Here is a 13281-nt window from a genome sequence, read left to right on the forward strand (position 1 = left end):
TAGACGGTATTGAGGCTAATGGTGCAGGCCACGGAATGTTGCGAGTCCGCGGCCTGTAATCAGCTACGACAGAACCGACTGGATGCTCTGGATGTACATGGCAACTCCGCCAGTGGCGAAGTTGCGTACATCCCTACCCGCCGCCCTCAGCTCGGGGGAAGTTAGGGCCTGCTGCAGATCGTCTTCGGTGTCGAACTGCAGTTGGGCGACGGCGTAGTACGCGGGCTCGGAGCCATCCAGTGAACTGCACTTCGCGAAGGTGTAGCCCACCAAACCAGGCACCTTTCGGGCGAGCGGAATGTGCATCGTGCGGTAGTGCTCGTGGAATGTGACGGGATCGTCCGGCTTTCCGTAGCAGATCGTGATCTGATAGGTCATTCGGTGTCTCCGTCGGGCTTGGCGACGAGGGTCAGCACGTCGTAGGTGGCGACGGCATTTCCGTCCTGGTTGGTGACGGTCGCGTCCCAGCGGACTTCGCCGTAGTCGGCGCTGGCGCGGGGGGTGATCTGCTTGGTGGTGAGGGTCACCGTGAGCTCGTCATCGGCCTTGACCGGTGTGAGGAAGCGCAGGTTGTCCACGCCGAAGTTGGCCAGGACCGGCCCGGGTGCGGGGTCGACGAACAGCCCGGCGGCCAGGGATACGACCAGGTATCCGTGGGCGACGATGCCGCCGAAGAGCGGATTGGCGGCTGCGGCCTCGGGATCGGTGTGTGCGTAGAAGGTGTCGCCGGTGAATTCCGCGAAGTGCGCGATGTCGGCGTGGGTCACGCGGCGTGGTCCACTGATGATGGTGTCGCCCAGGCGGAGTTCGGTGAGGTTCTTGCGGAACGGGTGCACCTCGTCCGAGAACCGGTTCGCGCCGGTCACCCAGCGTCGCCCGACCGCGGTCAGCACGTTCGGAGTTCCCTGCACGGCCGTGCGCTGCATGTGGTGCAGCACTCCTCGGATACCGCCGAGTTCCTCACCGCCGCCGGCGCGTCCCGGGCCTCCGTGTACCAGCGCAGGCAGTGGTGAGCCGTGTCCGGTCGACTCCTCGGCGTCCTCGCTGTCGAGTACGAGAATCCGGCCGTGGTGCGAGGCTAAGCCCAGCACGAGCGCGCGAGCGATGGCCGAATCCGCGGTTACCACCGAGGCGACAAGACTGCCCTTGCCTCGCGCGGCCAGGTCGATCACATCGGCGGTGTCGCGGTAACCGATGACGGTACTGACCGGCCCGAACGCCTCGATCTCATGCGGCTCGACGGCGTTCGGGTCGTCGCAGCGCAGCAGAATCGGGGACAGGAACGCGCCGCTCACGGCATCCGCGCCGACGACGTGGACCTCCTCGGGATTGCCGAAGACGACACGCGCCGACTTGGTCAGGCCGCGGATCGCCTTGCGGACCTCTTCGCGCTGTTCGAGGCCGGCCAGGGCACCCATCGTCACGCCCTCGGCGCCGGGAGCGCCGACGACCACCTTCGACAACCGGGCCGATGCTGCCGCCACCACATCGTCGACCAGCGCCTCGGGTACGAAAGCGCGGCGAATCGCCGTGCACTTCTGGCCAGCTTTCACGGTCATTTCGGTGACGAGCTGCTTGACGTAGAGATGGAACTCTGTGCTGCCTGCGGTCACATCGAGGCCCAGGATCGACGCGTTCAGCGAATCGGCTTCGGCATTGAAATGCACGCCCTCGGTCAGAACCTTCGGGTGAGCGCGCAGTGTCGCCGCTGTGTCGGCCGAGCCCGTGAACGCCACCGAGTCCTGGCCGGACAGGTGATCGAGCAAGCCTTGGGCGCTACCGCATAACAGCTGTAGGGACCCCTCGGGAAGCAGTCCTGATTCGATGATCCGGCGCACGACGAGCTCGGTGAGATAAGCGGTCTGGCTGGCGGGTTTGACGATCGACGGCACACCGGCGATGAACGCGGGCGCCAGCTTCTCGAGGAAGCTCCAGACAGGGAAGTTGAAAGCATTGATCTGCACAGCCACGCCGCGACGGGATGTGTAGATGTGCTGGCCGAAGAACGTGCCCTCCTTACCCAACTGCTCAACTGCGCCGTCGAGATAGATAGTGTTATTGGGCAACTCGCGGCGGGCCTTGCTCGCGTAGCTGAGCAGGGTTCCGAAACCACCGTCGATGTCGACGGCGGAATCCCGTGCGGTCGCGCCGGTGGCGGCAGAGAGTGCGTAGAACTCCTCTTTGCCTGCCATCAGGACCAGAGCCAGCGCCTTCAAGACCGCACCACGTTCATGGAAGCTCAGCGCGGCCAGCGCTGGCCCGCCGACGGTGCGCGCGTAGTCGACCATGTGGGCGAGGTCGAGGCCGGTGGACGAGATCCGAGCCACTTCGCTGCCGTCCACCGCGCTGAGCAAAGGCATGCCCTGGTCGGGCGCGGTGTACCAACGCCCACCTACATAGCTTTGCAGCAGCTCACTCATCAACACTCCGATCAACTGAACATTCGGTCAGTAATCACGATCCGCGACAGCGGGGCCTCTGTCAAGTGGCGAGGGCTATGAGGCGCCGGATCCGGTCCGGCGCAGCCCAGTGAAGGCGATCCCGACAACGGTGTCGGCAAGTTCGTCGACCGAGCCATCGTTGCGGGGGCGGTACCACTCGACGATCGAATTGATCATGCCCCAGATCAGGCGGCTGACCAGGGCTGGATCGATATCTGGCTGGAGGTCGCCTTCGTCGGCGGCGGCTTGGACCAGTCCGCTGACGAATGCGTCGAACTCGCGGCGGCGCGCTAGTGCGCGCTTCTCGACCGGGGTATTTCCGCGTACGCGTAGGAGCAGGGTTACATAGGGGAGTTCTGCTACGAGGACTTCGACGCTACGGCGGACGACGTATTCGAGCCGGTCGACGTGGCGCCCGGTGATGGCCCGCTCTTCCGTCGTGGTGGCGAACAGGCCGTTCAGCGCGCGCGCCAATGCCAATTCGAGCAGCTCGGATTTACTCGAAACATGATGATAGATAGCCGATTTGGTGATTCCGAGCCGCTTGGCGAGCACCTCCATACTGGTGCCGTCGTAGCCCTTGTCATTGAACACCTTGACCGCGACCGCCAGTAGGGAGTCGAGGTCGTACCCGGGTCTGCCGGGGCGTCCGGTTCGGTGGGCTACACGCGCCGTTGTCATCTGTCCATCTTGACGCATCGCCCGCTGAACCCTCCGATGCGCCAGTTTGCGCCTTGATACTGACCGAATGTTCGGTTAATAATTCTGGGTAGGAGCCGAAAAGGAGCAGCGATGGGCGAAGTCTTCCTCGTGGACGGTGCGCGGACACCGCAGGGCCGATACGGCGGCGCTCTGGCTGGGGTCCGGCCAGATGATCTAGCAGGCCTCGTCGTCGCCGAGGCGGTGCGCCGGGCCGGTCTGCCGGTGGAGGCCATCGACGAGGTCGTGTTGGGCGCGGCTAATCAAGCCGGTGAGGACAACCGGAATGTCGCGCGGATGGCCGTGCTGCTCGCGGGGCTTCCCGACAGCGTGCCCGGCTACACGGTCAATCGCTTGTGCGCGAGTGGCCTAACGGCTGTCGTATCCGCCGCCGCCACGATTCGAAGCGGCGAAGCGGACGTCATCGTGGCCGGTGGCGTCGAGTCGATGACCCGCGCGCCCTGGGTGATGGCCAAGCCTGGTACGCCATGGGCACGTCCGGGCGAGGTTGCCGATACCTCTCTCGGCTGGCGATTCACGAATCCGAAGTTCGTCGCCGCCGATAACGCGATACCGGCGGGCCCGGGTCCGCAGACTCGCAAGATAACCCTGACGATGGGGGAGACCGCCGAGGAAGTAGCTGCCCTGGAAGGCATTACGCGGGCGGAGAGTGATGCCTTCGCGTTGCGTAGTCAGCAGCGCGCTGTCGCGGCTGCCGATGCTGGGCACTTCGACCGGGAGATCGTTGGGGTACCGCGCGAGGACGGAGTTCTCGATGTCGACGAGGTTCCGCGCCGCGGCACCACCCTGGAGAAGTTGGCGAGGTTGACACCTGTCTTCCGTGAAGGTGGCATCGTCACCGCGGGGTCTTCCTCACCGCTGTCGGATGGCGCGAGCGCACTTGTCCTGGCCAGCGCACAAGCAGTCGAGCGTTACGGGCTGCAAGTGCGCGCCAGGATCGTCACGAGCGCGAGCGCCGGTGTGGCGCCGAATGTGATGGGGCTCGGTCCCGTGCCAGCTACCAGGAAGGCACTGGCGCAGGCGAGTTGGTCGATCCAGGAGCTGGAAGCGGTCGAGTTGAACGAGGCGTTTGCCGCGCAGTCGCTTGCGGTGATTCGGCAGTTGAAGCTCGACGAGCGGATCGTCAATGCAGACGGCGGCGCCATCGCGCTGGGTCATCCGCTCGGCTGTTCGGGCGCGAGAATCCTGCTCACGCTGGTGGGGCGGATGGAGCGGGAGGGTGCACACCGTGGTCTGGCTACGCTGTGTGTTGGGGTCGGGCAGGGCGTCGCGATGTTGATCGAGGCGCCATGAGCCCCTACGCCACGCTGAAGGTTGAGGAACGCGACGACCGCATGGTCGTGATCCTCGACCGTCCCGCGCAGCGCAACGCCATCAACGCCGAGATGATCGCCGAGCTGCACGATGTCTGCGTGCAGTTGGAGCGTGCACCGAAGCTGTTGCTTGTCACCGGACGTGGCGAGCATTTCGCCGGAGGCGCGGATATCGCCCAGTTGCGTGCCCGGACCCGCGACGATGCACTGGCCGGGATCAACCGCAACCTGTTCGACCGGATCGGACGGCTGCCATTGCCCACCGTCGCTGCCATCAGCGGGTACGCCTTGGGAGGCGGCGCCGAACTGGCATATGCCTGCGACATTCGGATCGCGACGAGCACCGCGAAGTTCGGTAATCCGGAGCCGGGGCTGGGCATCATCGCTGCCGCCGGCGCGAGCTACCGCCTGCCGCTGCTGGTCGGGGCATCCATCGCGAAGCAGGTGCTGCTCGGTGGACGCATTCTCGATGCGGCGGGCGCGCTGAACGCCGGGCTCGTCATGGAGGTCACCGGTCCTGGTGACCACGTGATCGCGGCGCACAGACTTCTCGATCGCATCGCACCCTTTGCGCCGCTGGCGCTGCGACTGACGAAAACCATTGTCGACGCGCCGGGTTCGCATCCATTCGCCGACGACATCGCACAGGCGGTGCTGTTCGAGACCGAAGACAAGCACTCCCGCATGACCGCATTCCTGGAGAAGCAGGCATGACCGAAACACAGATACCGGCTCGGATCGCCGTGGTGGGCGGCGGCCGCATGGGCGCGGGCATCGCGCAGGTATTCGCGACACGTGGCAGCAAGGTTGTCATCGCCGAGGCGGAAGACCAGACTGCGGCCATGGACCGGGTCGCGCGCGGACTCCGTCAGGCTCAAGCGCGCGGAAAGCTTGGTGACGTCAAGCCGATCGACATCTTCGCGAGGGTATCCACTGTCGCCGCGCCCACGGAGTTGCCCGCTGACCTCGATCTGGTGATTGAAGCGGTTCCGGAGAACCCGGCGCTCAAGATCGACGTGCTGACGGCGGTCGACAAAATCGTGCGCCCCGAGGCGGTGATCGCCACCAACACCAGTTCGCTATCGATCGCGGAACTCGGTGCCGCACTGCAGGATCCGAGCCGATTTATCGGGATGCACTTCTTCAATCCGGTTCCGACCTCGGTCTTGGTGGAGATTGTCCGAACCGCGACCACCGAGGATTTGGTGGTCGAGCGCGTCCGGGGCTGGGTCGCCGCGCTGGGCAAGGTCGAAATCCTGGTCAATGATTCGCCAGGATTCGCCACCAGCCGCCTCGGCGTCGGTCTCGGACTCGAAGCGATCCGCATGCTCGAAGAGGGCGTGGGGGATGCCGAGGCGATCGACGGCGCCATGGAACTAGGCTACCGCCACCCCATGGGCCCGCTGCGGTCCACCGATTTGGTGGGTCTCGATGTGCGCCTCGCTATCGCCGAACATCTGGCGGCTACCCTCGGACCGCGCTTCGAGCCACCTCGACTGCTGCGCGAAAAGGTCGAGCGCGGCGAATTGGGGCGCAAGACCGGTCAAGGGTTCTTCACCTGGGCGCCGATGGAAGGATGGGCATGACCTCGAACGACAGCGCCGTCATCACCCGCATTGCCGACGGCTTGGCCACCATCACGCTCTCGCGTGCCGCGGCCTCGAACGCCCTCGACACCGCGACCAAGCTCGGCCTGCTCCAGGCGCTGCGCCGAGTCGCCGACGACGCGGCGGTGCGCGCGGTGCTACTGAACGCCGAGGGTAAGAACTTTTGTGTCGGACAGGACCTCGCCGAACATGTCGATGCCCTGCGCGCCGATCCGACAACGGCGATGGAAACTGTTGGCCAGCACTACAATCCGCTCATCCAGGCGTTGTCGGAGCTCTCGGTTCCCGTCGTCGTCGCCATTCGCGGCGCATGTGTGGGAGCGGGACTGGGGATAGCGCTGGCCGGAGATATCCGAGTGGTCGGCACCGGCGCCAAGTTCGCGACCGCCTTCACCGGTATCGGACTAGCCAGCGATTCAGGATTGACCCACGCACTGGTCCATGCGATCGGCGCCAGCCGGGCTGCGGGCTTGCTGATGCTCGGCGACCGATTCACCGCTATCGAAGCCCATGCTTGGGGATTGGTGCACCGGGTGGTTGCCGACGACGAGGTTGAAACCACAGCCGCGGAAATTGCACGGTCCCTCGCGCACGGCCCCACCCGGGCGTACCAGCACGTCAAGCAGTTGGTACAGGCAACGTCCGCAGGGCTGGCCGATGCGCTCGAGCGCGAACGAATCGCTCAGGAAATGTTGGGCGTGACCCGCGACCACAGCGCGGCGGTCGAAGCCTTCCTAGCCAAAACCCAGCCGATTTTCGACGGACGGTGATTCGTATGACTGCAACAATACCACTGGCGGAACTTCAGCAAGGATTCGATCACACGATTGAGCGAGACCAGCGGATCGAACCCCGCGATTGGATGCCCGACGGCTATCGCAAGACGCTGATCCGCCAGATCGCCCAGCATGCGCACTCGGAGATCATCGGGATGCAGCCGGAAGGAAACTGGCTGACTCGGGCACCGTCGCTGCGCCGTAAGGCCATTCTGATGGCGAAGGTGCAGGACGAGGCAGGCCACGGCCTATACTTGTACTCGGCCGCCGAAACACTTGGAGTAGACCGGGCCGATCTGACGGCCAAATTGATCGAGGGCAAGCAGAAATACTCGTCGATCTTCAACTACCCGACGCTTACCTATGCCGATGTCGGGGTTATCGGCTGGCTGGTGGACGGCGCGGCGATCTGCAACCAGGTGCCGTTGTGCCGCAGCAGTTTCGGACCGTATGCCCGGGCGATGATCCGGGTCTGTAAGGAAGAATCGTTCCATCAGCGGCAGGGCTACGAGCTACTGATGACAATGATGAGTGGTACCGAGGCACAGCGCCGTATGGTGCAGGAAGCGGTCGACCGGTGGTGGTGGCCCGCGCTGATGATGTTCGGTCCGCCCGATGATCAGTCGACCAATACCGAGCAGTCAATGCTCTGGCGGATCAAGCGGCACACCAATGACGAACTGCGTCAAAGATTCGTCGACATGTCTGTGCCACAGGCGCAAGCGCTCGGGGTGACCTTTCCGGATCCGAACCTGGTATGGAACTCCGAACGTGGGAGCTACGAATTCGGTGAACCCGACTGGCAGGAATTTGCCGAGGTCATCAGCGGCAACGGCCCCTGCAATGTCGAGCGAATCACCAGTCGCCGCAAAGCACATGAGGACGGCACCTGGGTGCGTGAGGCCGCGATGGCCTTCGCCGCACGGGAGCGAAAGGGCTCAGAACAATGACGGACGTCAAGTCCACCGCCGAATCGTCGCCGATCAAGGCCGAATGGCCGCTTTACGAGGTTTTTGTGCGTGGCAAGCGAGGACTCAACCACGTTCATGTCGGGTCGCTGCATGCAGCGGACGACGAGATGGCATTGCGGCACGCGCGTGATGTGTACACCCGGCGCAATGAAGGAGTGAGTCTCTGGGTGGTGCCATCCAATTCGATTGTTGCATCCAGCCCGTCGGAAAAGGACTCATATTTCGCGCCGAGTGGCGACAAAGTGTACCGCCACCCGACGTTCTACGACATACCCGACAATGTTCCGCACATGTAAGGCAGAGACCATGATTAATCACGACAACGCCTTCAGCGGCCTGATCGGTGAGGACAGCCACGGACATTGGGCTTTCGGCACCAGCTTCGACGACCCGCTGGCTGGCGTCGACACCACCGTTCCTGACGAAGTCGATCTGCCCGCGCTCGCACACTACTGCCTGATGCTTGGTGACGACGCCCTGATCTCGGCACAGCGTTTCGCCGAATGGAGCACGCAGGCACCGGAATTGGAGGAAGAGGTCGCGCTAGCCAATATCGGGCTCGACCTGCTCGGTCAGGCGCGCCTACTGTTGGCTCGCGCGGCGGCGGCGGATCCTTCGATCGTGCCATACATCTCCGAATCTTCTCCGGTGCCCAGCGAAGACGCTCTGGCTTTGTTCCGCGACGAGGAGCAGTTCCGTTGTGTGCGACTGGTCGAGGTCGGCAACGGCGACTTCGCCCGCACTATTGTCCGGACCCTCGTGTTCTCGACCTGGCGCCTGGCGCTGTTCGAAAATCTGCGCGATTCCCGCGACCCGGTGCTGGCGGCGGTGGCGCACAAGGGTGCGAAGGAACTGACCTATCACCGTGACTACGCGGCACGTTGGGCCGTCACACTGGGCTGCGGCACGACGGAGTCGCGGCGCCGGATGGGCGAGGCGATCGAATTCATCTGGCCGTTCATCCCTGAGCTGTTCGTCTGCACCAACACCGAATCGGTGTTGGCCGCTGTTGGCGTAGGGGTCGATCCGAGCACAGTGCGCGCGGAATTCGACAGTGTGCTGGTCCAGGTGTTGCACGCGGCTGAGCTCCGTCCACCGCACGGGGTCGCTATCGGAACGGTCGGAGGTCGCTCGGGCCGTCACGGCGTGCACACCGAGGCGCTGGGATTACTCCTCACCGAAATGCAGAGCGTCGCCCGCGCCCATCCAGAGGGGAAGTGGTGATCATGTCCGCGTCGACGCGGGCGAGCGCCCGCGATCTGGTCGGGTCCGTGCTCGATCCTGAGATGCCGATTCTCACCCTCACAGAGTTGGGCATCGTGCGTCGCGTCGAGGTCACCGAGGAGAATCATGTCGTCGTGACTATCACACCGACCTATTCGGGGTGCCCTGCGATCGCGGCGATGCGAGTCGACATCGAAAACACGTTGCGACGCAACGGCTATGCGCAAGTCCGCATAGACACCAGCCTTGCACCGGCATGGAGCACCGACTGGATCACCGACGAGGGGCGGAGGAAGCTGCGCGAGTTCGGCTACTCCCTGCCGGCACCCGCGCCCACGCGCACATCGGGCCCCACTCCGCTGACGCTCACCGCACGCCCACGCGACCTCGTCTGCCCGAACTGCGGATCCGCGCATGTGCGGCTCGTATCCGAGTTCGGCGCGACACTGTGCAAGGCCCAGTACCGCTGCACGACGTGCCTCGAGCCATTCGACCACGTGAAGGAAATCTGACATGAGCGAGCGAACAATCAACACAGCCGCCAACGTGGTCACCGAATTGATCGCCAGCGAGGCGTAGGCATGAGTGCGCCAGTGCAGAAAGAACCCCGGAGCGAAAGGACCCGGTCCATGCCGCGCAACCGGCCATTCCGGTCGCTGGCCGTTGCCGATATCGAGCGGCTCTGCGACGACGCGGTGGCGGTCACCTTTGATATCCCGGACGAGCTCGCCGACGAGTTCACGTTCGATCCGGGCCAGTCGCTGACCCTGCGCCGCATCGTCGAAGGCGTCGAGCATCGCCGATCGTACTCGATCTGCGCCCCGATCGGGCACGCACCACGCGTGGGGGTGCGGGAAGTGCCGGACGGGCTGTTCTCGACCTGGCTGGTCAATGAGGTGCGCGCCGGTGATCGCATTGAGGTGCAGGGCCCCAGCGGGACATTCGTCGCCGATCCGGCTGCCGGTGGTCGACACCTGCTGATCGCCGCAGGTTCCGGTATTACACCGATGCTGTCGATCGCCGGTTCCGTGCTGGAAAATTCGGAGGCCGAAGTCGTTCTCCTCTACGGCAACCGGCGCGTCCGGTCGGTGATGTTCGCCGAGGAGATCGCCGACCTCAAGGACCGCTACGGCGCCCGCGTCGAGGTGATCCACGTATTATCGCGGGAACCGCGAGATGTCGAGTTGTTCAGCGGCCGACTCGATGCCGAGCGGATGCGCGCCATCCTGTCCTCGATCGTTCCGATCGCCGATGTCGACGACGTCTGGCTCTGCGGGCCGTTCGGCATGGTGACCGACGCGCAGCAAGTCCTCGCCGAATTCGGCATAGCCAAACAGCGCATCCACCACGAGCTGTTCTTTGTCGAGGATGCCCCGCCGGTCCAGGTGTCCCATTGCGAGCGGGGTATCGACGGACCGACCAGCACCGTCACCATCACTCTGGACGGTCGAAGTGCCACCGGGCAACTGAGTCGGGATCAGAACATCCTCGAGGCGGCGGAGCAGATCAGATCGGATCTGCCGTTCGCATGCAAAGGCGGCGTGTGCGGTACCTGCCGGGCTAAGATCGCCTGCGGCGAGGTAGATATGCGCCGTAACTACGCCCTGGACGAATCCGAAGTCGCCGACGGCTTTGTCCTGACTTGCCAAACCTATCCCCTCAGCGATTCGGTCACGGTCGACTTCGACACCTGAACCACCTACACCCGGAGTCATCACTAACAGTGCTACCCGCTTTTCCCTGCCTATGTCGGGAAGGCGGGTCTATCTCCAGCTCCTCTGTCAAGCAGTGGTGGTGACTTCGTTGATTCTCTGGTCGGCGATCATGGCGCGGAAGATCACATCGGAGAGTCTGCGTTTGAGAATCCGCATCGCTTCCATTCCGCCGTCGCCGTCGGCTTTCCGTTGGGCGAGCAGTGCGCGGGCGTCGGGGTGACAGCGTGCCTGGGTGAGAGTTATCCGGTGGATAGCGGCGTTGAGCTGACGGTTTCCGGTGCGGGAGAGTCGATGTCGGGCGCGGTTGGATGACGAGACCGGTAGTGGAGCGGTGCCGTTGTGTCGGGCGAAGGCATCTTTGGATCGGAATCTGTCGGCGCCGGCGGTCTCGCCCAGGATCTTAGCCGCGGTCAGTGCGGCGCATCCCACAATGGCTAGCAGCGACGGTGCCACCGTAGGACTCGATCGCCGATCTCATCGCTGAGGTTGTTGATCTCCTCGGTCAAACGTCGGCAGTGTTCGACCAGGGTTGCAGCAAGCCGGGCAACGAGCCCGTCGAAGTTGGCCAGGTATGCAGCGACGCGGTCATATGCGCTGGCGCGCTCGAGCTTGACTGGTGGCGTCCAGGCCGGGTCGAGTTCGTACAGGTGCCAGCGTAACCGGGCGATGATGCGCGTGCGTTCGGCCACGAGATCTTCGCGGTGGTCGACCAGCAGTCGGATCTCACGTTCGATGCCGTCGAGCCGAGCGACCGGCAAGTCCGGTTCACGCAGAGCGGCCCGAGCAACCGCAAGCGCGTCGATCGGATCGGATTTGCCGTAAGTCCGGGCCGCATCGCGAGCGTGAGCCATCAGCTTGGGCGGAACACAGACTACACATTCACCGGCTGCGATCAGATCGCGTTCGAGTCGCCGCGTCATATGCCGGCAATCTTCGATAGCCCACTGACCTGTCCCCGATGAGTGAGACCAGGTGGTCGCATCATCGGGGACCGGTCACCACAATCTGTCCGGATCCGATTGCGTCTGCGCCCATTTCAGTAGTTTCAGGTGATCGTTGCTCGTGGTGCCGACGGTTTTCGTAGATAGCTGGCGGCCAAGTTCGTCCGCGGCGACTGCGGTGTGGGTGCGCTTGTGCGCATCGATCCCGATGACGATCATTAGTGCGTGTCAGCCCTTTTCGGTTGCGGGTATGGCACGGACCGGTCGGTAGGCAATCCCCAGTAGGGGCGATGCCACGCTCCTCTTAAGCCATGCCGGCCGGTCCCTGGGTGTCAACCGGCTGCAGTAGAGATACAAGCCACGGAGGCGAAGCTAACGGTGGAGCGAACCGGTGACCCGTAGATCGTGACACTGGCGCTAACGGCTCCTCTCTGTGAACCGTCGACGGGTAAGAGACCGGCTTCGGTTTCAGACCAGCGCCGGTCGGCGTCGTGGTTGTTGAGCGTAGTAGGCAGCCTCGTATTCGGCCGGGGTCAGGTAGTCCAGGCGGGAATGCCGCCGGGCGTTGTTGTACCAGTCGCACCTCAGCCCTGTCCCCACCGGCTCCGGTATGACCGGCGGCAGATACCGCATCACCCACGGCGGCCACCGTCAGCTCAACGCTGCGATCTACCGCACCGTGATCGTCCGGATACGGTTCCACCAGCCCACGATCGACTACGAACGCGAGCTCCGGCTGCTGGTCGACCACCGAGAAGACCTCGTTGCCGAGCGCACCCGGGTGATTGCACGGCTGCGCTGGCACCTGCACGAGCTGGATCCCGGCTGGCTGCCGCCGGGCAAGCTCGAACGCGCCAGCGCCTACGACCGCGTCGCTGCCCACTTGGCCCGGTTCGACGAGCTCGTCGCCCGCCTGGCGATGACCCTGATCCAACACTGCCGACGGCTGACCATCGAGATCGATGAGCTGGCCGGCGAGATCGGCGAACGAGTCCAACAGATCGCGCCGCCGTTGCTGGCCGTCGTCGGCTGCGCGGCATTGACCGCGGCGAAGATCATCGGGGAGACCGCCGGCGTCGACCGGTTCCGATCCAAGGACGCCTTCGCCCGTCACAACGGCAGCGCACCGCTGCCGGGATCTGGTCGTCCAACCGAGCGCGCCACCGTCTGTCCCGCACCGGAAACCGCCAACTCAACGCCGCGCTCCACCGCATCGCTCGCACGCAGGCACGTTGCCACCCGGACGCACGAGCACTGCTGGCCAAACGCAAGGCCAAAGGCGACGGCGGCATGGAGGCGCTGCGGATCCTCAAACGCCGACTCTCCAACGTCGTCTACCGCGCCATGATCGCCGACCTGAACCACCAATCAGCCGAAACTTCTACCGCTGCTTGACAGAGGAGGAGCAATCCACAGTTCCGATTGAGGACAGCCACCGCCGCTTGATCAATTCCCATTGGGTGGCCGAAGATGACGTCCGAGCGTCGTCGGCGGCAGTTCGGATGGACAAGCGCCGGCGCACTCTCTGCGTGTCATGCATGTCAGCGGGTAGGGGGTAGAGGAGTCCATCAGT

The 13281-nt window shown here is 64.3% G+C and carries 13 protein-coding genes and 1 pseudogene; 10 read left to right on the forward strand and 4 right to left on the reverse strand.

Features of this window, described 5'->3' with window-relative positions; all coding sequences use genetic code 11:
• Nucleotides 1–63: 63 nt before the first annotated feature.
• The 3 genes from ON21_RS10455 to ON21_RS10465 all read right to left on the reverse strand — a co-directional run bounded on the left by ON21_RS10455 (nt 64) and on the right by ON21_RS10465 (nt 3122).
• Complete coding sequence (locus ON21_RS10455) at nt 64–378, reverse strand: EthD family reductase (RefSeq protein WP_039797530.1); 315 nt, start codon at nt 376–378, stop codon at nt 64–66.
• Nucleotides 375–2420, reverse strand: a complete 2046-nt coding sequence (gene paaZ / locus ON21_RS10460) for a phenylacetic acid degradation bifunctional protein PaaZ (RefSeq protein WP_039797531.1) — start codon at nt 2418–2420, stop codon at nt 375–377. The genes ON21_RS10455 and paaZ overlap by 4 nt, the downstream gene beginning before the upstream one ends.
• A gap of 75 nt (nt 2421–2495) precedes the next feature.
• On the reverse strand, nt 2496–3122 hold the full coding sequence (locus tag ON21_RS10465; protein WP_039797533.1) for a TetR/AcrR family transcriptional regulator: 627 nt from the start codon (nt 3120–3122) through the stop codon (nt 2496–2498).
• 111 nt (nt 3123–3233) lie between these two features.
• On the opposite strand from ON21_RS10465, the gene ON21_RS10470 reads away from it, so the two are divergent.
• From ON21_RS10470 to paaE, 9 genes are all read left to right on the forward strand, one after another.
• Nucleotides 3234–4454, forward strand: a complete 1221-nt coding sequence (locus ON21_RS10470) for a thiolase family protein (RefSeq protein WP_039797535.1) — start codon at nt 3234–3236, stop codon at nt 4452–4454.
• On the forward strand, nt 4451–5188 hold the full coding sequence (locus ON21_RS10475; protein WP_039797536.1) for an enoyl-CoA hydratase/isomerase family protein: 738 nt from the start codon (nt 4451–4453) through the stop codon (nt 5186–5188). The genes ON21_RS10470 and ON21_RS10475 overlap by 4 nt, the downstream gene beginning before the upstream one ends.
• Entirely contained in the window at nt 5185–6060 is an 876-nt protein-coding gene (locus tag ON21_RS10480; protein ID WP_039797537.1) for a 3-hydroxyacyl-CoA dehydrogenase family protein, read from the forward strand. Before ON21_RS10475 ends, ON21_RS10480 begins: the two co-directional genes overlap by 4 nt.
• A complete protein-coding gene (locus ON21_RS10485) occupies nt 6057–6851 on the forward strand; it encodes an enoyl-CoA hydratase/isomerase family protein (RefSeq protein ID WP_051020649.1) in 795 nt (264 codons plus the stop codon). The genes ON21_RS10480 and ON21_RS10485 overlap by 4 nt, the downstream gene beginning before the upstream one ends.
• Nucleotides 6852–6856: 5 nt before the next feature.
• The gene (gene paaA / locus ON21_RS10490; RefSeq protein ID WP_039797538.1) at nt 6857–7807 is read left to right on the forward strand and encodes a 1,2-phenylacetyl-CoA epoxidase subunit PaaA; all 951 of its coding nucleotides are present in this window, start codon (nt 6857–6859) and stop codon (nt 7805–7807) included.
• Complete coding sequence (gene paaB / locus ON21_RS10495) at nt 7804–8124, forward strand: 1,2-phenylacetyl-CoA epoxidase subunit PaaB (RefSeq protein WP_039797539.1); 321 nt, start codon at nt 7804–7806, stop codon at nt 8122–8124. The genes paaA and paaB overlap by 4 nt, the downstream gene beginning before the upstream one ends.
• Before the next feature lie 10 nt (nt 8125–8134).
• The gene (paaC, locus tag ON21_RS10500; protein ID WP_039797540.1) at nt 8135–9052 is read left to right on the forward strand and encodes a 1,2-phenylacetyl-CoA epoxidase subunit PaaC; all 918 of its coding nucleotides are present in this window, start codon (nt 8135–8137) and stop codon (nt 9050–9052) included.
• A gap of 2 nt (nt 9053–9054) precedes the next feature.
• Nucleotides 9055–9564 carry a 1,2-phenylacetyl-CoA epoxidase subunit PaaD gene (gene paaD / locus ON21_RS10505; protein ID WP_039797544.1) on the forward strand — a complete coding sequence of 170 codons (510 nt, stop codon included), beginning with the start codon at nt 9055–9057 and terminating at the stop codon, nt 9562–9564.
• A gap of 117 nt (nt 9565–9681) precedes the next feature.
• Entirely contained in the window at nt 9682–10746 is a 1065-nt protein-coding gene (gene paaE, locus ON21_RS10510; RefSeq protein WP_245562534.1) for a 1,2-phenylacetyl-CoA epoxidase subunit PaaE, read from the forward strand.
• Between the two features lie 87 nt (nt 10747–10833).
• Here paaE and ON21_RS41240 read toward each other — a convergent pair.
• Nucleotides 10834–11927 (reverse strand): annotated as a pseudogene (locus ON21_RS41240) (IS110 family RNA-guided transposase).
• A gap of 948 nt (nt 11928–12875) precedes the next feature.
• On the opposite strand from ON21_RS41240, the gene ON21_RS40950 reads away from it, so the two are divergent.
• Nucleotides 12876–13103: a hypothetical protein gene (locus ON21_RS40950; protein WP_373281123.1), complete on the forward strand. Its 228-nt coding sequence runs from the start codon at nt 12876–12878 to the stop codon at nt 13101–13103.
• Nucleotides 13104–13281: the final 178 nt, after the last annotated feature.

Source organism: Nocardia araoensis NBRC 100135 (genome assembly GCF_000308435.1).
Lineage (GTDB): Bacteria > Actinomycetota > Actinomycetes > Mycobacteriales > Mycobacteriaceae > Nocardia > Nocardia araoensis.

Excerpts from the sequence above, each read along its gene's own strand:
- ON21_RS10455 (WP_039797530.1), bottom strand. The coding sequence starts at position 378 with ATGACCTATCAGATCACGATCTGCTACGGAAAGCCGGACGATCCCGTC.
- paaZ (WP_039797531.1), bottom strand. The coding sequence starts at position 2,420 with ATGAGTGAGCTGCTGCAAAGCTATGTAGGTGGGCGTTGGTACACCGCG.
- ON21_RS10465 (WP_039797533.1), bottom strand. The coding sequence starts at position 3,122 with ATGACAACGGCGCGTGTAGCCCACCGAACCGGACGCCCCGGCAGACCC.
- ON21_RS10470 (WP_039797535.1), top strand. The coding sequence starts at position 3,234 with ATGGGCGAAGTCTTCCTCGTGGACGGTGCGCGGACACCGCAGGGCCGA.
- ON21_RS10475 (WP_039797536.1), top strand. The coding sequence starts at position 4,451 with ATGAGCCCCTACGCCACGCTGAAGGTTGAGGAACGCGACGACCGCATG.
- ON21_RS10480 (WP_039797537.1), top strand. The coding sequence starts at position 5,185 with ATGACCGAAACACAGATACCGGCTCGGATCGCCGTGGTGGGCGGCGGC.
- ON21_RS10485 (WP_051020649.1), top strand. The coding sequence starts at position 6,057 with ATGACCTCGAACGACAGCGCCGTCATCACCCGCATTGCCGACGGCTTG.
- paaA (WP_039797538.1), top strand. The coding sequence starts at position 6,857 with ATGACTGCAACAATACCACTGGCGGAACTTCAGCAAGGATTCGATCAC.
- paaB (WP_039797539.1), top strand. The coding sequence starts at position 7,804 with ATGACGGACGTCAAGTCCACCGCCGAATCGTCGCCGATCAAGGCCGAA.
- paaC (WP_039797540.1), top strand. The coding sequence starts at position 8,135 with ATGATTAATCACGACAACGCCTTCAGCGGCCTGATCGGTGAGGACAGC.
- paaD (WP_039797544.1), top strand. The coding sequence starts at position 9,055 with ATGTCCGCGTCGACGCGGGCGAGCGCCCGCGATCTGGTCGGGTCCGTG.
- paaE (WP_245562534.1), top strand. The coding sequence starts at position 9,682 with ATGCCGCGCAACCGGCCATTCCGGTCGCTGGCCGTTGCCGATATCGAG.